We start from the raw sequence: 17,633 nt of genomic DNA on the forward strand, positions 1-17,633 counted from the left end.
CATTCCCACGCGGAGCGTGGGAACGATCAGCACCAGCCGTTCAGCAGGCATAAAAAAACGCCGCTCATCTCGCGATGGGCGGCGTTTTTCATTGCGTTGCAGCGTCAGGCTTGAACGACAGGGATCTTGGCGTTCGCAGCAGCTTCACGGAACTCGGCAATCTGGTCGAAGGACAGGTAGCGGTAAACGTCGGCCGCCATGCTGTCGATCTTGCCAGCGTATTCCATGTACTCCTCGACGGTCGGCAGGCGACCTAGGATCGAAGCAACGGACGCCAGCTCAGCCGAAGCCAGGTAGACGTTCGCGCCGTCGCCCAGACGGTTCGGGAAGTTACGGGTCGACGTCGACACCACGGTGCTGTTCGGCTCAACGCGTGCCTGGTTACCCATGCACAGCGAGCAGCCTGGCATTTCCATGCGGGCGCCGGCCTTGCCGTAGATGCCGTAGTAGCCTTCTTCGGTCAGCTGGTGAGCGTCCATCTTGGTCGGCGGCGACAGCCACAGACGGGTTGGCAGCTGACCCTTGACCTGATCCAGCAGCTTGCCGGCAGCGCGGAAGTGACCGATGTTGGTCATGCACGAACCGATGAACACTTCGTCGATCTTCTCGCCAGCAACGCTGGACAGCAGACGGGCGTCGTCCGGGTCGTTCGGCGCGCACAGTACAGGCTCGTTGATGTCGGCCAGATCGATTTCGATGACTTCGGCGTATTCGGCGTCGGCATCGGCTTCCATCAGTTGCGGGTTGGCGATCCAGGCTTCCATCGCTTGAGCACGACGTTCCAGGGTACGCGCATCGCCGTAGCCTTCGCCGATCATCCAGCGCAGCAGGGTGACGTTGGACTGCAGGTACTCGGTGATCGACTCTTTCGACAGCTTGATGGTGCAACCGGCAGCCGAACGTTCGGCCGAGGCGTCGGACAGTTCGAACGCCTGCTCCAGGGTCAGACCTTCCAGGCCTTCGATTTCCAGGATGCGGCCGGAGAAGGCGTTTTTCTTGCCTTTCTTCTCGACGGTCAGCAGACCGTTCTGGATGGCGAAGTAAGGAATGGCATGAACCAGGTCACGCAGGGTGATGCCAGGTTTCATTTTGCCTTTGAAACGCACCAGGATCGATTCCGGCATGTCCAGCGGCATGACGCCGGTGGCGGCGGCGAACGCGACCAGACCGGAACCGGCCGGGAACGAGATGCCCATCGGGAAACGGGTGTGCGAGTCGCCACCGGTACCGACGGTGTCCGGCAGCAGCATGCGGTTCAGCCACGAGTGGATGATGCCGTCGCCCGGACGCAGGGAAACACCGCCGCGGGTCATGATGAAGTCAGGCAGGGTGTGGTGGGTAGTCACGTCGATCGGCTTTGGATAAGCCGCGGTATGGCAGAAGGACTGCATCACCAGATCAGCGGAGAAGCCCAGGCACGCCAGGTCTTTCAGTTCGTCACGGGTCATTGGACCGGTGGTGTCCTGAGAACCTACGGTGGTCATCTTCGGTTCGCAGTAGGTGCCAGGACGGATGCCTTTGCCTTCTGCCAGACCGCAGGCCTTGCCGACCATTTTCTGCGCCAGGGTGTAACCCTTGGTGCTTTCGGCCGGTGCTTCAGGTTTCTTGAACAGGTCGAACGCTGGCAGACCCAGCTCGGCGCGAGCCTTCTCGGTCAGGCCACGGCCGATGATCAGCGGGATACGGCCGCCGGCGCGGACTTCGTCCAGCAGGACCGGGGTCTTCATTTCGAAGGTGGTGATGACTTCGTCGGTACCGTGCTTGCAGACTTTGCCAGCGTGCGGGTACAGGTCGATCACGTCGCCCATGTTCATGTTCGACACGTCGAACTCGATTGGCAGTGCGCCGGCATCTTCCATGGTGTTGTAGAAGATCGGAGCGATTTTGCTGCCGAAGCAGAAACCGCCAGCGCGCTTGTTCGGCACGTAAGGGATGTCGTCGCCGAAGAACCACAGAACCGAGTTGGTCGCCGATTTACGCGAGGAACCGGTACCGACCACGTCACCGACGTAGGCGATAGGGAAGCCCTGGCCGCGCATTTCTTCGATCTGCTTCATCGGGCCGGTCTTGCCTTGCTCGTCCGGAACGATGCCGTCACGGGCCATTTTCAGCATGGCCAGAGCGTGCAGCGGGATGTCTGGACGCGACCAGGCGTCAGGAGCAGGGGACAGGTCGTCGGTGTTGGTTTCGCCGGTCACCTTGAAGACGCGCAGGCTGATCTTGTCGGCCAGCACAGGGCGCTTCTTGAACCACTCGCCGTCAGCCCAGGATTGCAGCACGGCCTTGGCGTGAACGTTGCCGTTCTTGGCTTTTTCAGCCACGTCGTGGAAGGCATCGAACATCAGCAGGGTGTGCTTGAGTTCTTCGGCGGCCACTGGCGCCAGTTCGGCGTTGTCCAGCAGTTCAACCAGAGTCACGATGTTGTAGCCGCCCTGCATGGTGCCGAGCAGTTCTACAGCGCGCTTTTTGTCCAGCAGAGGGGAGGAGACTTCGCCCTTGGCCAGTGCGGAGAGGAAACCGGCCTTGACGTAGGCGGCTTCGTCCACTCCTGGTGGTACGCGATTGGTGATCAGGTCAACGAGGAAAGCTTCTTCGCCAGCCGGAGGATTCTTCAGCAGCTCGACCAGGCCTGCAGTTTGTTCGGCGTTAAGCGGCTGGGGAACGATACCCAGGGCTGCACGCTCTTCGATATGTTTGCGGTAGGCTTCAAGCACAGTTATTACCCTCATCAGTGGTCCCAAATGGGTGTCCGGGACGCTCATCCCGAAATTGCCGTACTCATGCTCCTCACGACGTTGTGGGTCGTTCGGCCAGAATTACCGGCAATTCCTTACAGAAGCTGCTTTCAAAGTTTTACGCCTGCAGAACGGGGAGCTGATGAGGGTTGGCGTACGGCTTTTCCCCGCTGGAAAAACCTTACGCCAACACCGCTCTGAAGGAACGACTGTGCTCGTGACGCTTTGAAAACAGCTTCTAACGGACATTGGCGCCTAAAAAGGCTGGCTGATTCTACGGCAAAAAAAATTTAAAGGTAAGTCGCGCTCTATTGGACTTTGGTGGCGTTGTGCGCCATCGGGCCAAACCCCGATCCAGCGCTTGCCCCTGACGTTTGAGGGGTGATGAATGGCGGACAAAGGGCTAACATGCCGACCTGTTCCGCGTTTCAAGTGTTTTGCCCATTTATGCCCAATCAGACCATCAAGACCCCCTGCGTCGGCCTCTGCTCTACCGTTTACGGTGATCTGGTGTGCCGTGGCTGCAAGCGTTTCCACCACGAAGTGATCCACTGGAACGGTTACAACGAGGAAGAAAAGCGCGCGGTCTGGCTGCGTCTCGAGCAATTGCTGTCACAAGTGATGGCCAGCAAGGTCGAGGTCTTCGATCCGGCGCGCCTGCGCCATCAGCTGGAACAGCGCAAGATCCGCTTCGTGCCGCATCAGTCGGAATATTGCTGGGCTTATCAACTGATCGCCCGGGGCGCGCGGGTGATCATTAATCTGGAAGCCTACGGGATGGTATTGCTGCCGGAGTTTCGCGACTGGAACCTGCCGGAACTGCGCGATGCCATTGATCGGGAATTTTTCCTGCTGTCGGAAGCGCACTATCAGCGCTATATCGCGCCAGGTTTTCTCAAAGACGCCCTCGGCGACTGAAGTTCAAAAGCTTCGCGAGCAAGCTGCTCCCACATTGGATTAATGTCGTTCACAAAACCACTGTGGGAGCGACGGTGCGACGATTCGACTTGCTCGCGAAGGGGCCGGTTCAGGCACCGAAGGCCTTAATGCTTGACCGCCAACTCGACCAAATGGTCTTCAACCTCCTGCGGCTTGAGCACCAGTACATCACTCTCCAGCTGATCCAGCACCTGTTCGGCCGTGTTGCCGATCAACGCCCCGGATACCCCGCTGCGCGCCACGGTGCCAATCACGGTCACCGCCGCCTGCAGCTTGTGCGCCATGAACGGAATCAGCACATCCGCCGGGCCTTCCTCGACGTGCAGGTGAGCGTCATCAATGTCGAATTCAGCCTGAAACGCCCGGCATTGCTCGCGATAGCGCGCCTCGATGCTTTCCTTGAGCTGGAAGGTCGGGTCGGCCGCCGACAGCATCGGTGACGGATGGGCGGTAATCACGTGCAGATGCCCTTTGGCCAGACTGGCGATGTCATAACCGTGGTCGATGATGGTGGTGTGCAGGTGGCGGTGTTCGCCATCGGCATTGCCTACATCGACAGCGGCCAGTATCACTCGGTCTTTCCAGGAGGCGGAGGTTTTCACCAGCAGCACCGGAGTCGGGCAGTGGCGCAGGAGTTTCCAGTCTGCCGGGGTCAGCAGGGCCTTTTTCAGCGGACTGTCGGGGAAGTGCTGTTTGATCACCAGCCCGCAGCCTTCGGCCTGCTGCACGTCGATGATGGTTTCGTGCAGGCTCTCGTTCCACGCCTGCTCGGTGGTGACGCTGTAGCCGTCCGCCAACAGCGCGGCCTTGAGCACGCTGAGCATGCCGGCGTGATCGTGCTTCTTGTCGCAGACCAGCAGGTGCAGATGGGCCTGGGTCACCCCGGCGATCAGCTTGGCGCGCTTGAGCGCGAGGCTTTCCGCGTGTTCGGGTTCGATGACCACCAGAATGCTGCGAATGGCTTGCATGAGTGAGTCTCCAGCAATGAAAAGGCACGGCGTTGCACAACTATAGTTGCTGCGCATCCGTCTGCGACTTGATGCATATCAACGCAGGCCGCTGGTGGTCTGCGGGCAGGCCGGTATAATCGGCGCCCTTCGCTCGAACACCTTTTGACCGTGAGCCCCATGATCCTTCCCGAAATCCACGAATTCCTTGGTTGCCGCACGCCTGACGCCTGGGTCCAGGCCGCGCTGGCCGATCAGGAAACTCTGCTGATCGACCACAAGAACTGCGAGTTCAAGGCCGCCAGCACCGCGTTGAGCCTGATCGCCAAGTACCATTCCCATGTCGATCTGATCAACATGATGTCGCGTCTGGCCCGGGAAGAGCTGGTGCACCACGAGCAGGTGATGCGCATCATGAAGCGGCGCAAGATCGAACTGCGTCAGCTGCATGCCGGCCGTTATGCTTCCAGCCTGCGCAAAGTGGTGCGCAGCCACGAACCGGTCAAACTGGTCGACACCCTGGTGGTCGGCGCCTTCATCGAAGCGCGCAGTTGCGAGCGTTTCGAAGCGCTGGTGCCGCATCTGGACGAAGAACTCGGCAAGTTCTACTTCGGCCTGCTGAAAAGCGAGGCCCGGCATTTCCAGGGTTACCTGAAACTGGCCTACCAGTACGGCGACGCCGGGGACATCGCTCAAGTGATCGAAAAAGTCCGCGCCGCCGAGCAGGATCTGATCGAGTCCCCGGACGAAGAATTCCGTTTCCACAGCGGCGTACCCGTCGCGGCATGAATTGTTAAAAACTCTTAAGAGTATGAAACATCAACGAAAACCGGCCCCAGAGGCCGGTTTTTGCTGCCTGGCGTAAACGACTCGCCATTGAATGCCCGCATAATGTCGCCCACTTCACAAAGCGGTTGGCGGCGGTCGTTATGGATAACCTGGGTTTTGGCAGAGTCCTGCTGGTGGAAGACGATGAGCGGCTGGCCGCGCTGATCGCCCACTTTCTCGAACAACACGGCTTTGATGTGCGCACGGTGCATCGCGGCGATCTGGCCGTGGCCGCGTTTCTTGAATTCAGGCCCAAAGTCGTGGTGCTCGACCTGATGCTGCCGGGGCAGAGTGGTCTGCACGTGTGCCGGGAAATCCGCAGCGTGTCGGACACGCCGATCGTCATCCTGACCGCCAAGGAAGATGACGTCGACCATATTCTGGGCCTGGAGTCTGGCGCCGATGACTATGTGATCAAACCGATCAAACCGCCTGTTCTGCTCGCACGCCTGCGGGCCCTGCAACGCCGGCAAGTACCGGAAAGCGGTGTGGTCAGCTCGCTGGAGTTCGGCAACCTGATCATCGACCGCAGTTGCCGTGAAGTGCGTCTGGCGGGCGAGCCGATCGAACTGACCACCATGGAATTCGAACTGCTGTGGCTGCTGGCCAGTGCCGCCGGCAACATCCTGTCACGCGATGACATTCTCAACCGCATGCGCGGGATCGCCTTCGATGGCCTCAATCGCAGCGTCGACGTGTACATCAGCAAGTTGCGCAACAAACTCAAGGACAACCCGCGTGAACCGGTGTGCATCAAGACCGTGTGGGGCAAGGGTTATCTGTTCAATCCATTCGCGTGGGAGTTGTAGATGCTGCGGTTATTTCTCGGGCTGTTTCTGGTGATGACCGTCGGGCTGGTGGCGGCGCTGCAAACCGTCGAGCACACCTTCAACGCATTGCTCGACAACCAGATGCAGGCCTACAACCGCGAGGCGGTACGCGGTCAGGCATGGTCGCTGGTCGAACACATGCGCGATCAGCAGGGCGTGGCGCGCGAGGCGCAACTGGAGGCATTGCGGCCACACTATGGGCTGACGTTGAGTCTGGTCGAGGCTGACCAGTTGAACCTCAACGATCAGGAAAAAGCCGAGCTGGCCAAGGATCTGTTGGTGATTCGCGACGATTACACCCAGTTCATCAGCAACATCGACGGTGGTTCACAGCTGCTCAGCATCAAATTGCCGCCCGAGCCGAGCCTGATGCCGTTCTACATTGCCGGGGCCTACATGATGCTGGCGGTGCTGCTCGGTATCGTTTTGTACTTCTGGGTGCGTCCGCACTGGCGCGATCTGGAAAAACTGCGACTGGCCGCCGAGCGCTTCGGCGACAACGACCTCTCGGTACGGATCCAGCTGTCCAAACGCTCGAACATCCGCGACCTGGCCGGCCACTTCAACCTGATGGCGGCGCGTATCGAAGGCTTGATCGCCAATCAGCGCGAACTGACCAACGCGGTCTCCCACGAACTGCGCACGCCGATTGCCCGGTTGTCGTTCGAACTCGATCAGCTCAAGCAGCAACCGGACGCCAGCCAGAACCGCGAACTGATCGCCGACATGTACGCCGACCTTGGCGAGCTGGAGGAAATGGTCTCCGAACTGCTGACCTACGCCAGCCTCGAACGCGGAGCGACGGTAATCACCCGCGAGAATATTCAAGCGGCCAACTGGCTCGACAGCGTGGTCGGCAGTGTGGCGCTGGAAGCCGAGGCGGCCGGGGTTCAGCTGTTGATCGTTGATTGCCGGGTTGATGAAGTGCGGATCGAACCGCGCTTCATGGCGCGGGCGGTGATCAATCTGCTGCGCAACGCCATTCGTTATGCCGAGCAGCGGGTCGAGGTGTCGCTGGTGCGCGTCGGCGATCAATACGAAGTGCAGGTCAATGACGACGGACCGGGCGTGCCGCTGGCAGGTCGGGAGAAAATCTTCGAACCGTTCTCGCGCCTGGACGCCAGCCGCGACCGCCGCACGGGCGGCTTCGGCCTTGGTCTGGCGCTGGTGCGGCGAGTGTCGCAATCCCATGGCGGGCAGGTCGAGGTCGGCGATTCACCGTGGGGTGGCGCGTCGTTCCGCATGACCTGGGCGCATCTGGATTAACCAAAGGCCCTTTGAACACCCTCAATCCCACAGGATCGGAGTTCCGTCAGCTGAGTACAAAGTCGACGGGCTTCAGCGCTGGCGGCAAAGGCTCCGTCCCGAGTTCCGCCAGAATATCGCGCTCGATGCTGCGCACCAGGGCATCGGTCGGCAAATCGTTTTCATCCCGGCCGAACGGGTCTTCCAGCTCATCGGCAATCGCATCCAGGCCGAAGAAGGTGTAGCTGACAATCGCCGTGAACAGCGGCGTCAGCCAGCCCAGTGGTTCGGCCATGGCGAACGGTAGCAGGATGCAGAACAGGTAAATCGTGCGGTGCAGCAGCAAGGTGTAGGGGAAGGGCAGCGGCGTGTTCTTGATCCGCTCGCACACCGCCTGCGCCTGGGTCAGGCTGGTCAGGTGATTGGCCAGCAGCATGTAGCGCCATTCGCTGAGATCGCCTGTTTGATGCAAATCGGAACATTGCTGGCCGACGGTTTGCAGGATGCGTCCGCTGTAGTCCGGCACCTGCGCATCGTGTTGCGGCGTGATCCATTCGGCACTGGCGGCAGCTTCGTTTTCCCGGCGCAGCCGAGCATTCAAGGCGTGGGCAAAACCGCAGAGGTTGAGCAACAGCAAGCGGCGTTGCGCCGACTCGCGGATCACATGGGTTTCGCGAATCACCGAGCGCACATGCACGATCAATTCGCCCCAGGCCTTGCGCGCTTCGTACCAGCGGTCGTAACAGGCGTTGTTGCGAAAGTTCATGAAGATCGACAGCGACAGACCGAGCAAGGTAAATGGCGTGGCGTTGACCTTGGTGAAGTTGCTCGGGTGGAGCATTTCCACCAGCACGATGGCCGACGCCAGCAGCGTGACCATCAGGGTGCGCAGGGCGATGCGCTTGGCGATCGAGCCTTTGAGGGTGAAGAGAATGGCGAATTGATTGACCTTGGGTCGGATGATCATGCGGCTCTCTGCCTTGAAAACGTGGCGGATCAGCCGCCGGTCATGTTCATGAAACGCACCACTTGCACGTCGTCGTTCACTTCAAAGTTGTGCCGGTAAGGTTTGAGCTTCATCGCTTCGATGATGGCTTTCTCCAGCCGTTGCGGTTGACCAGGATGAGCGCGCAGCACCGCTTTCAGATCCACCGAATGCTCGTTCCCCAGACACAGTAGCAAACGCCCCTCGACGGTCAGCCGCACCCGGTTGCAAGTGCCGCAGAAGTTGTGGCTGTGGGGCGAGATGAACCCCAGCCGGATGTGCGGCGCTTCGGCCAGCCGCCAGTAGCGCGACGGGCCCTGGGTCGACTCGGCGGAGTCGATCAGGGTGTAACGCTCGGCGATCTTTTCACGCACCTGGCTGCTGGAAAAGAACGACTCGGCACGGCTGTGTTCGCTGATGATGCCCAGCGGCATTTCCTCGATGAAGGAAATGTCCAGATCCCGCTCGATGGCGAACTGCACCAGGTCGTTGATCTCGTGATCGTTACGGCCCTGCATCACCACGCAGTTGAGTTTAGTGCGGGTAAAACCGGCGGCGCGCGCGGCGTCGATGCCGTCGATCACCTGGGCCAGGTCGCCGGTACGGGTCATCTGCTTGAAGCGTTCGGCATCGAGGCTGTCGAGGCTGACGTTGAGGCGTTTGACCCCGGCGTCGAACAGCGGACTGGCGAGTTTGCCGAGCTGCGAACCGTTGGTGGTCAGGCAGAGTTCGCGCAGGCCGGGCAGGGCGGCGATCTGCTGGCACAAACCGACGACGCCGGGACGAATCAGCGGCTCGCCCCCGGTCAGGCGAATCTTGCGGGTGCCCAACGCGACAAAGCTCTGCGCCAGTTGATAGATCTCCTCCAGCGTCAGCACCCGTTGGCGCGGCAGAAACTGCATGTCTTCAGCCATGCAGTACACGCAGCGAAAGTCGCAGCGGTCGGTGACGGACATGCGCAGGTAGTCGACGCGGCGGTTGTAACCATCGATCAAGACGCGCTCTGACATGACAGCCTCGCTTGGGTGAAGTCCGCTATTGAAGGAATTGGGTCGGTGCAGATTATGAGCAACTTGAGACAACGTCCAATCACTCTTAATGACCGGCCGATTGATACTGTCGATGATGAAATAATTCTTCCGGTTTTATCGCTCTCTGTTTTTACAAGTGACTGTATTTAAAGAGTTTAAAGCCTTGATAGATGCTTTCGATAACGCGGTCATTAATAGCGATTAGACAAGTTTTTGCAGCGGTTTCTATCCTTGGCCCCGTCAAACGAAACGACCGCTTTTTTAACTTTAAGTCAGTCGTCGCTGTTTAAACCCGATCAGGTTTTTGCCTGTGTGCATCGTCATGGAGAAGTCCCATGTCACAAGTCGACCGTTACAAACCCTACAAGGGCGCCGCTGCGGGTTGGGGTGCTGTGATCAGCCTCACCAGGAATTGGCTGGGCAGTGAAAACGCCCTGAAAAACATCCGCGCCATGCTCAAGACCAACCAGAACGGCGGCTTTGACTGCCCCGGTTGCGCCTGGGGTGAAGCACCCGGCGCGAGCATGCTGAAGTTCTGCGAGAACGGCGCCAAAGCGGTGAACTGGGAAGCCACCGGCCGCCTGGTCGATCCGGCGTTCTTCAACAAGTACACAGTTTCGACCCTGGCCGAGCAAAGCGATTACTGGCTCGAGTATCAGGGGCGGATCACCCATCCGATGCGCTACGACGCGCGGGTCGACCGCTATGTGGAAACTACCTGGGACGACGCTTTCGCGCTGATCGCCAAACACCTCAAAGGCCTGAAATCGCCCCACGAGGCCGAGTTCTACACCTCGGGACGTGCCAGCAACGAAGCAGCGTTTCTCTACCAGTTGTTCGTCCGCGCCTACGGCACCAACAACTTCCCGGACTGCTCGAACATGTGCCACGAAGCCAGTGCGGTAAGCATGGGCGAGAGCCTGGGTGTCGGCAAAGGCACGGTGGTCTATGACGACCTGCACCACGCCGACGCGATTTTCGTGATCGGCCAGAACCCCGGCACCAACCACCCGCGCATGCTCGAACCGCTGCGTGAAGCGGTGAAGCGTGGCGCGCAAGTGGTGTGCATCAACCCGCTCAAGGAGCGTGGGCTGGAGCGTTTCCAGAACCCGCAAAACCCGATCGAAATGCTCAGCAACGGCTGGGAAGCGACCAATACTGCGTACTTCCGTCCAGCCTTGGGCGGCGACATGGCGATGATTCGCGGCATGGCCAAATTCCTGCTGGAGTGGGAGCGTGAAGCCCAGGCCACCGGTGGCGAACCGGTGTTCGATCACGCGTTCATTGCCGAACACACGTCGGGTCTCGACAGTTATCTGGCCGAAGTCGATGCCACCCGTTGGGAGCACATCGTCGAGCAATCCGGCGTGCCGCTGCATGACATCGAACTGGCCGCGCGCATGTATGCCCGCGCCAGGAGCGTGATCATGTGTTGGGCCATGGGCCTGACCCAGCACGTGCACTCGGTGCCGACCCTGCAGGAAGTCATCAATCTGCAACTGCTGCGCGGCAACGTCGGCCGTCCGGGCGCCGGGCTGTCGCCGGTGCGTGGCCACAGTAATGTGCAGGGCGACCGCACGATGGGCATCAACGAACTGGCCCCGACCGAACTGATGGACGCCCTGGAAAAACGCTTCAACTTCAAGGTGCCGCGCATGCACGGCCACAACACGGTGATGGCGATTGGTGCCATGGAACGTGGCGAAGCCAAGGTGTTTATCGGTCTGGGCGGCAATTTCGCCCAAGCCACGCCGGATACTCCGCGCACCCACGCGGCGATGCGCAAACTCGACCTGAGCGTGCACATCTCGACCAAGCTCAACCGCAGCCATCTGGTGACCGGGCGTGACGCGCTGATCCTGCCGTGCCTCGGCCGCACCGACATCGACCTCCAGGCCGAAGGCCCGCAAGGGGTGACGGTGGAAGACACCTTCAGCATGGTGCACTTGTCGTTTGGCCAGTTGAAACCGAAGTCAGCGCACCTGAAATCCGAGCCGGCGATCATTGCCGGGATCGCCGCCGCCACCTTGGGCAAGCATCCGATCGACTGGGAATGGGCAGTGGGCGACTACGGTCGCATCCGCAACCTGATCGCGGACGTGATTCCGGGCTTCGAAAATTTCAACGAGAAGCTGTTGATCCCCGGTGGTTTCCACCTCGGCAACAACGCGTCCGACCGGGTCTGGAAAACTGAAACCGGCAAGGCCCAGTTCACCCCGTGCGTGCTGCCGGAGCATCTGATCAGCGAAGGCGTGCGCAACCTGCCGGTCAAACCGCATCTGATTCTGCAAACCATGCGGTCCCACGATCAGTACAACACCACGCTGTACGGCCTCGACGACCGTTATCGCGGGGTCTACGGCATGCGCGACGTGGTGTTCGCCAACGAGCAGGACATCCGCCGGCTCGGTTTCGAACCGGGGCAGAAGGTCGATCTGGTAGCGCTGTGGGGCGATGAACGCGAGCGTCGGGTCAGCGGTTTCACATTGATCGCCTACGACATTCCAGCGGGTCAGGCTGCCGCGTACTACCCGGAAACCAACCCGCTGGTGCCGCTGGAAAGCTACGGTGATCGCACCTATACACCGACCTCCAAGTTCGTGGCGATCCGTCTCGAAGCCGCCGAGGCGAGCAACCTGATCCCGTCGTCGGTGGCGTAGCCGACCCACGCGATCCAACCTTCTGCTTTTTGACTGGCTGCAGGCGTTCGCGCCTGGCGGTGGCCCGGCCGTGTGCTGCCGCTTTTCAGCCTGGATGAGGACATCATCATGTTCAACCTGGAGGCACTGGACCTGGCGCGAATTCAATTCGCGTTCACGGTTTCGTTCCACATCATTTTCCCGGCGATCACCATTGGCTTGGCGAGTTTCCTGGCGGTGCTCGAAGGCCTGTGGCTGAAAACCCGTAACGACACTTACCGCGATCTCTACCATTTCTGGTCGAAGATCTTCGCCGTCAACTTCGGAATGGGCGTGGTCTCCGGTCTGGTCATGGCGTACCAGTTCGGTACCAACTGGAGCGGGTTCTCTGATTTTGCCGGCAGCGTCACCGGGCCGTTGCTGACCTATGAGGTGCTGACCGCGTTCTTCCTCGAGGCCGGGTTCCTCGGGGTGATGCTGTTCGGCTGGAATCGCGTCGGCCGTGGCTTGCACTTCTTCGCCACGGTGATGGTCGCCATCGGTACGCTGATTTCGACCTTCTGGATTCTCGCCTCCAACAGCTGGATGCAGACTCCGCAAGGTTTCGAAATCGTCGACGGCCGGGTGATGCCGGTCGACTGGCTGGCCATCGTGTTCAACCCGTCGTTCCCGTTCCGGCTGGCGCACATGGCGATTGCCGCGTTCGTTGCCACGGCGTTCTTCGTCGGCGCTTCGGCAGCCTGGCATTTGCTGCGCGGCAACGACAGCAAACCGGTGCGCAAGATGTTTTCCATGGCGTTGTGGATGGCACTTATCGTCGCGCCGATTCAAGCGGTGGTCGGTGACGCCCATGGCTTGAACACGCTGGAGCACCAACCGGCAAAAATCGCCGCCATCGAGGGCCACTGGGAAAACGCTGACAACGAGCCGACCCCGCTGTTGTTGTTCGGCATCCCGGACATGCAGGCGGAGAAAACCAAGTACGCGATCGAGATTCCGTACCTCGGCAGCCTGATCCTCACCCACAGCCTCGACAAGCAGATTCCGGCGCTCAAGAGCTTCCCGAAAGAAGACCGGCCGAACTCGACCGTGATTTTCTGGAGCTTCCGCGTGATGGCCGGGCTGGGGATGTTGATGATTCTGGTCGGTGTGCTGGGGCTGGCGCTGCGGCGCAACGGCAAGGTCTACCGTCATCGCGGCTTCCAGCGACTGGTGCTGCTGATGGGGCCGAGCGGTCTGATCGCGTTGCTGGCGGGCTGGATCACCACCGAAGTCGGGCGGCAGCCGTGGGTGGTGTATGGCCTGATGCGCACCCATGACGCCGCGTCCCACCACTCGGTAGCGCAGATGAGCACGTCGCTGGCGCTGTTCGTCGTCATCTACTGCTCGGTGTTCACCGTGGGCATCGGCTACATGATGAAACTGGTGAGCAAAGGCCCGCAGCCGCACCACGAACACCCGCCTGAAGGCACTCAGGTCCAGACCCCGCGCCGGCCACTTTCGGCGGTCACCGACAACCTCGAATCCGCGACCCGGATCCACTGAAAAAGGAGCGTTGAGTCATGGGTATCCAAGGTATCGATCTCTCGTTGATCTGGGGCGTGATCATTGCCTTCGGGGTGATGATGTACGTGATCATGGACGGCTTCGATCTGGGCCTCGGGATCCTGTTCCCGATGATCAGCGACGAGCAGGAACGCGACGTGATGATGAACACCGTCGCACCGGTGTGGGACGGCAATGAAACCTGGCTGGTGCTCGGCGGCGCGGCGTTGTACGGCGCGTTTCCGCTGGCTTACGGGGTGATTCTGGAGGCGCTGTATCTGCCGCTGATCTTCATGCTCGCGGGTTTGATTTTCCGCGGTGTGGCGTTCGAGTTTCGCTTCAAGGCACCGGCTGAAAAACGTCATCTGTGGGACTGGGCGTTCATTGGCGGTTCGCTGTTGGCGACGTTCTCCCAAGGCGTGGTGATTGGCGCGTATGTGGCGGGAATTCCGGTTGTGGATCGGCAGTTTGCCGGTGGCGGTCTCGACTGGCTGGCGCCGTTCCCGCTGGTCTGCGGCGTCGGTCTGGTGGTCGCTTATGCCTTGCTCGGCAGCACCTGGCTGCTGGTCAAGACCGAAGGCATGCTGGAGTCGCGGATGCGTCACTACAGCCGTCCGCTGGCGTGGCTGTTGCTGGCGATGGTGGTGGTGATCGGCGCGTGGACGCTGCAACTGCACCCGGAATTGGCCGGCCGCTGGTTCAACCATGCGCACCTGACCGTATTCGCCGGGCTGGTGGTGCTGGCGGTACTGGCGCTGTTCGGGCTGTTGCGTTCGCTACGGCAGCGACACACCCACTGGCCGTTCGTGTTCACCCTGGTGCTGATGTTCCTCGGTTACATCGGGCTGGCGCTGAGCATCTGGCCGAACATCATTCCGCCGTCGGTCAGCCTGTGGGCGGCGGCCTCACCGGCCACCAGTCAGCTGTTCGCCCTGATCGGCGCGCTGTTCATCCTGCCGGTGATCCTGATGTACACCTTCTGGAGCTACTACGTGTTCCGCGGCAAAGTGAGGATTGGCGATGGCTATCATTGATTCGCGTGAGGTGAAATCCAGCCCCTGGTACAAGCGCCTGGGCTGGCTGCTGCTGATCTGGTTTGGCAGCGTGGTATCGCTGGCCGTAGTGGCGAGTCTGTTGAAACTGGCGATGTATGCGGCGGGGATGAGGACTCACTGAGCATAAAAAACCGGAGCCTGGCTCCGGTTTTTTATTGCCCAAATCTGAGTCCACCACTGAGTCCTGTGGTGGTTTTAATATTTACTCGCCACCAAACATCGCGGTCCAGTAAATGCCGGCGCTGCTCTTCGGATCGACTGCGTAAGCAGCACCCATTTCGCGGTACTGCGGGTTCATCAGGTTGGCGCAATGGCCGGGGCTGGCGAGCCAGCCGGCAACGACTTTCTGCACCGTGTCCTGCCCGGCGGCGATGTTCTCGCCGACCTGCTGGCCGCTGTAGCCGGCCAGTTCGGCGCGGTCGCCGGGAGTGCCGCCGTTGCGGTCCTTGTGGTCGAAATAATTGTTGTTGGCCATCTCGCGGCTGTGTTCCTGGGCGACGCCGCCGAGCACGGCATTCCATGCCAGCGGCGCAGTCGCTGCGAATGCCTGACCGCCGCACTGGCGCGGTTGGGCGCGGGCGGCGTTGAGTTGTTCGAGAAGTTTCTGGCCTTCAGCCTGACCGTCGCCGAGGCGGGCAGACAGCAGTGGCCGGGCCAGAGTGATGCGCCAGTCACGGTCGGCGCGGCTGACGCCGATATCGACGAACTGCGGATCCAGCACCACCTGACAGAAGCTCTCCTGAATCGCCTTCATCGCCGACGCCGCATCCCGTGGCCCGTTCAGGGTGATCGCCTGCACGTTGACCATCGGGTAGCGAGCGCTGGACATCGCCTGCTGCAAATCCACTACGCCGCTTGCCGGCAGAATCAGGCGCGGATCGGCCGACAGTGGCGGCAATTCGCTGGACGCCTGGCTGCCACAACGCTGCGGCTGGCTGCGGTAGCTGTTGATCGATTCGATCAATTGCGACTCGTCGGCGGCCATGGCCGAAGTGGCCAACGCCAGGCCCACGGACAACGCGGCGAGTCGCAGAACGGATGGCATGAAGCGCATGGAAATCTCCCTTGGGCTGAGTGCGCACATCATGCGCGAAAGGGCCCCGGTTCGTGCAATGTCTTTTTCTTCATCGCGCGGAATTTTCTACCGAACGATTCCGTGCAATTTGCCGTCTACACTCTGCGAAGACCCCGCAAACCGGGCGTCTCAACCACGTAACAGTTTGCCCGCGACGGGCGCTTTCGGAAGAATCGATCATGCGATTGAACGGGTTGCTTTGCTGTCTTGCGTTGACCCTCCTGAGCGGCGCGGCACTGGCCACTGATCAGGCGCCGATCAAGGAAAAGGCCGAAGCGAAAGCCGAGGTACTGGAAGAGAAGGCCGCCGACAAACCCGACGCGCCCCCGGCACCCAAATCCGAAGCCATCACCCCGACCGAGGCTCAGGCGGTCGACCCCGCCGGAGCCGCACCGCTGGACGACCCGATCACCTGTCTGGCACGCAGCATCTATTGGGAAGCCAAGGGCAAGGACAATGCCGACATGGAAGGCGTGGCGAGCGTGGTGATGAATCGCCTCGGGCATGACGGCTTTCCAGGCACGGTCTGCGAGGTGGTCAAGCAGGGCTCGGAAAGCAAGAGTTGCCAGTTCTCCTGGTGGTGCGACGGGCGTCCGGATCAGGTCAAGGAAGATGCCGAGTATGCGCTGGCCAAGGAAATCGCCGGCAAGGCCCTGAACCGTCAGCTCACCGACCGCACCCACGGCGCGCTGTATTTCCACGATCGCAACGTTCATCCGGGCTGGGCCAAGGAATACATCAGGACCGCCGAGACCAGGAAATTCCTGTTTTATAAACCCACTGGCGGGGATGCGCGTTAGGCGCAGACTTCGCGCACACAATTGCGCAGCCAGCGGTGCGCCGGGTCGGCGTCCATGCGCGGATGCCAGAGCATCGACACGCTGATGTCCGGCATCCGGAATGGCAGGGCGAAACTGTGCAGGCCCGTTCGCAGTTTGCTGGTGTGACGTTCCGGGACGGTGGCGATCAGGTCTGATTCACGGACCAGCGTCAGCGCCGCTGAAAACCCGCCGAACGAGGTGACGATATCCCGCGTCAGGCCGAAAGCGAGCAATGCTTCGTCCACCGGGCCGCCGCTGCGCCCGCGTCGCGACACCAGAATGTGCTGGCCTGCGGCAAAACGTTTGGCGCTGACCTTGCCGATGCTCAACGGATGCTCCTCACGCACCACACCGATCCACTGATCGCGGAACAGGATGCGGCTGTGCAGCGTCGGGTCGGTGCTGTCGTCGACCACGCCGGTTTCCAGGTCCACCCGGCCTGCGCGCAATAGCGTGCTGTCCTTGTCGGCCTTTTGCACAAAGCGCAGACGCACGTTGGGTGCCTCTTCGGCGATGCGGGCGAGCAGGGCGGCGGCAAAGGTTTCGACAAAACCGTCGGTGTTGCGCAGGGTGAACGTGCGCCGCAATTGGCCGGGATCGAGCACTTCTGCCGGACGCAAAACTGCTTCGGCTTCCTGCACCAGATAACTGACCCGGTCGCGCAGCTCCAGCGCGCGTGGGGTCGGCACCAGTCCTCGGCCGGCGCGCACCAGCAGCGGATCTCCGGTAGTTTCGCGCAGCCGGGCCAGCGCGCGGCTCATGGCTGACGGACTCAAACGCAGGCGCTCGGCGGCGCGGGCGACGCTGCCTTCGCTCAGCAACACGTCGAGGGTGATCAACAGGTTCAGATCCGGTGCATTCATGACATGGCGTTCCATGCAGGTATCAAGTGCAAAGCATGCGTCTTGCGCCTTGTATTGTCGAGGCTCAGGCTATGCCGCATGACTTCTGCCCTGTG

15 protein-coding genes are annotated in these 17,633 nt (G+C 60.9%); 9 read left to right on the top strand and 6 right to left on the bottom strand.

Features of this window, described 5'->3' with window-relative positions; all coding sequences use genetic code 11:
* Positions 1 to 104 precede the first annotated feature (104 nt).
* A complete protein-coding gene (gene acnB / locus CAF79_RS13570) occupies positions 105 to 2,714 on the bottom strand; it encodes a bifunctional aconitate hydratase 2/2-methylisocitrate dehydratase (RefSeq protein ID WP_085698183.1) in 2,610 nt (869 codons plus the stop codon).
* A 468-nt stretch (positions 2,715 to 3,182) separates the two neighbouring features.
* Between acnB and CAF79_RS13575 the strand changes: the two genes are divergently transcribed.
* Positions 3,183 to 3,653 (top strand): DUF1289 domain-containing protein, encoded by a 471-nt coding sequence (locus CAF79_RS13575; RefSeq protein ID WP_085610662.1) that lies wholly within the window; start codon positions 3,183 to 3,185, stop codon positions 3,651 to 3,653.
* Between the two features lie 125 nt (positions 3,654 to 3,778).
* On the opposite strand, the gene CAF79_RS13580 is transcribed toward CAF79_RS13575, so the two are convergent.
* The gene (locus CAF79_RS13580; protein ID WP_085698184.1) at positions 3,779 to 4,642 is read right to left on the bottom strand and encodes a universal stress protein; all 864 of its coding nucleotides are present in this window, start codon (positions 4,640 to 4,642) and stop codon (positions 3,779 to 3,781) included.
* Positions 4,643 to 4,801: 159 nt separating this feature from the next.
* Between CAF79_RS13580 and CAF79_RS13585 the strand changes: the two genes are divergently transcribed.
* The 3 genes from CAF79_RS13585 (at position 4,802) to CAF79_RS13595 (ending at position 7,545) form a co-directional block, all read left to right on the top strand.
* Complete coding sequence (locus tag CAF79_RS13585; RefSeq protein ID WP_085698185.1) at positions 4,802 to 5,410, top strand: tRNA-(ms[2]io[6]A)-hydroxylase; 609 nt, start codon at positions 4,802 to 4,804, stop codon at positions 5,408 to 5,410.
* Positions 5,411 to 5,550: 140 nt separating this feature from the next.
* On the top strand, positions 5,551 to 6,258 hold the full coding sequence (locus CAF79_RS13590; protein ID WP_085698186.1) for a winged helix-turn-helix domain-containing protein: 708 nt from the start codon (positions 5,551 to 5,553) through the stop codon (positions 6,256 to 6,258).
* Positions 6,259 to 7,545, top strand: coding sequence for an ATP-binding protein (locus CAF79_RS13595; protein ID WP_085698187.1), 1,287 nt, complete (start codon positions 6,259 to 6,261; stop codon positions 7,543 to 7,545). It abuts the gene before it with no gap.
* 46 nt (positions 7,546 to 7,591) lie between these two features.
* Here CAF79_RS13595 and CAF79_RS13600 read toward each other — a convergent pair whose 3' ends face one another.
* Both CAF79_RS13600 and moaA read right to left on the bottom strand, forming a co-directional pair.
* Positions 7,592 to 8,491 carry a bestrophin family protein gene (locus CAF79_RS13600; RefSeq protein WP_085698188.1) on the bottom strand — a complete coding sequence of 300 codons (900 nt, stop codon included), beginning with the start codon at positions 8,489 to 8,491 and terminating at the stop codon, positions 7,592 to 7,594.
* A gap of 29 nt (positions 8,492 to 8,520) precedes the next feature.
* On the bottom strand, positions 8,521 to 9,519 hold the full coding sequence (gene moaA / locus CAF79_RS13605; protein ID WP_085698189.1) for a GTP 3',8-cyclase MoaA: 999 nt from the start codon (positions 9,517 to 9,519) through the stop codon (positions 8,521 to 8,523).
* Positions 9,520 to 9,875: 356 nt separating this feature from the next.
* Between moaA and CAF79_RS13610 the strand changes: the two genes are divergently transcribed.
* From CAF79_RS13610 to CAF79_RS13625, 4 genes are all read left to right on the top strand, one after another.
* Positions 9,876 to 12,200, top strand: coding sequence for an FdhF/YdeP family oxidoreductase (locus CAF79_RS13610; RefSeq protein ID WP_085698190.1), 2,325 nt, complete (start codon positions 9,876 to 9,878; stop codon positions 12,198 to 12,200).
* Between the two features lie 108 nt (positions 12,201 to 12,308).
* Positions 12,309 to 13,724, top strand: a complete 1,416-nt coding sequence (locus tag CAF79_RS13615) for a cytochrome ubiquinol oxidase subunit I (RefSeq protein WP_085698346.1) — start codon at positions 12,309 to 12,311, stop codon at positions 13,722 to 13,724.
* 17 nt (positions 13,725 to 13,741) lie between these two features.
* On the top strand, positions 13,742 to 14,758 hold the full coding sequence (gene cydB, locus CAF79_RS13620) for a cytochrome d ubiquinol oxidase subunit II (RefSeq protein WP_085698191.1): 1,017 nt from the start codon (positions 13,742 to 13,744) through the stop codon (positions 14,756 to 14,758).
* Complete coding sequence (locus CAF79_RS13625; protein ID WP_085698192.1) at positions 14,745 to 14,900, top strand: DUF2474 domain-containing protein; 156 nt, start codon at positions 14,745 to 14,747, stop codon at positions 14,898 to 14,900. The genes cydB and CAF79_RS13625 overlap by 14 nt, the downstream gene beginning before the upstream one ends.
* An 81-nt stretch (positions 14,901 to 14,981) precedes the next feature.
* On the opposite strand, the gene CAF79_RS13630 is transcribed toward CAF79_RS13625, so the two are convergent.
* A complete protein-coding gene (locus CAF79_RS13630) occupies positions 14,982 to 15,833 on the bottom strand; it encodes a CAP domain-containing protein (RefSeq protein ID WP_085698193.1) in 852 nt (283 codons plus the stop codon).
* Positions 15,834 to 16,033: 200 nt separating this feature from the next.
* Here CAF79_RS13630 and CAF79_RS13635 point away from each other — a divergent pair, with 200 nt between their 5' ends.
* Entirely contained in the window at positions 16,034 to 16,654 is a 621-nt protein-coding gene (locus CAF79_RS13635; RefSeq protein WP_085698194.1) for a cell wall hydrolase, read from the top strand.
* On the opposite strand, the gene CAF79_RS13640 is transcribed toward CAF79_RS13635, so the two are convergent.
* Positions 16,651 to 17,538, bottom strand: a complete 888-nt coding sequence (locus CAF79_RS13640; protein ID WP_085698195.1) for a LysR family transcriptional regulator — start codon at positions 17,536 to 17,538, stop codon at positions 16,651 to 16,653. The genes CAF79_RS13635 and CAF79_RS13640 overlap by 4 nt on opposite strands.
* Positions 17,539 to 17,633: the final 95 nt, after the last annotated feature.

Source organism: Pseudomonas sp. B26(2017), assembly GCF_002113045.1.
Taxonomy (GTDB): domain Bacteria; phylum Pseudomonadota; class Gammaproteobacteria; order Pseudomonadales; family Pseudomonadaceae; genus Aquipseudomonas.

Excerpts from the sequence above, each read along its gene's own strand:
- CAF79_RS13575 (WP_085610662.1), top strand. The coding sequence starts at position 3,183 with ATGCCCAATCAGACCATCAAGACCCCCTGCGTCGGCCTCTGCTCTACC.
- CAF79_RS13580 (WP_085698184.1), bottom strand. The coding sequence starts at position 4,642 with ATGCAAGCCATTCGCAGCATTCTGGTGGTCATCGAACCCGAACACGCG.
- CAF79_RS13585 (WP_085698185.1), top strand. The coding sequence starts at position 4,802 with ATGATCCTTCCCGAAATCCACGAATTCCTTGGTTGCCGCACGCCTGAC.
- CAF79_RS13590 (WP_085698186.1), top strand. The coding sequence starts at position 5,551 with ATGGATAACCTGGGTTTTGGCAGAGTCCTGCTGGTGGAAGACGATGAG.
- CAF79_RS13595 (WP_085698187.1), top strand. The coding sequence starts at position 6,259 with ATGCTGCGGTTATTTCTCGGGCTGTTTCTGGTGATGACCGTCGGGCTG.
- CAF79_RS13600 (WP_085698188.1), bottom strand. The coding sequence starts at position 8,491 with ATGATCATCCGACCCAAGGTCAATCAATTCGCCATTCTCTTCACCCTC.
- moaA (WP_085698189.1), bottom strand. The coding sequence starts at position 9,519 with ATGTCAGAGCGCGTCTTGATCGATGGTTACAACCGCCGCGTCGACTAC.
- CAF79_RS13610 (WP_085698190.1), top strand. The coding sequence starts at position 9,876 with ATGTCACAAGTCGACCGTTACAAACCCTACAAGGGCGCCGCTGCGGGT.
- CAF79_RS13615 (WP_085698346.1), top strand. The coding sequence starts at position 12,309 with ATGTTCAACCTGGAGGCACTGGACCTGGCGCGAATTCAATTCGCGTTC.
- cydB (WP_085698191.1), top strand. The coding sequence starts at position 13,742 with ATGGGTATCCAAGGTATCGATCTCTCGTTGATCTGGGGCGTGATCATT.
- CAF79_RS13625 (WP_085698192.1), top strand. The coding sequence starts at position 14,745 with ATGGCTATCATTGATTCGCGTGAGGTGAAATCCAGCCCCTGGTACAAG.
- CAF79_RS13630 (WP_085698193.1), bottom strand. The coding sequence starts at position 15,833 with ATGCGCTTCATGCCATCCGTTCTGCGACTCGCCGCGTTGTCCGTGGGC.
- CAF79_RS13635 (WP_085698194.1), top strand. The coding sequence starts at position 16,034 with ATGCGATTGAACGGGTTGCTTTGCTGTCTTGCGTTGACCCTCCTGAGC.
- CAF79_RS13640 (WP_085698195.1), bottom strand. The coding sequence starts at position 17,538 with ATGAATGCACCGGATCTGAACCTGTTGATCACCCTCGACGTGTTGCTG.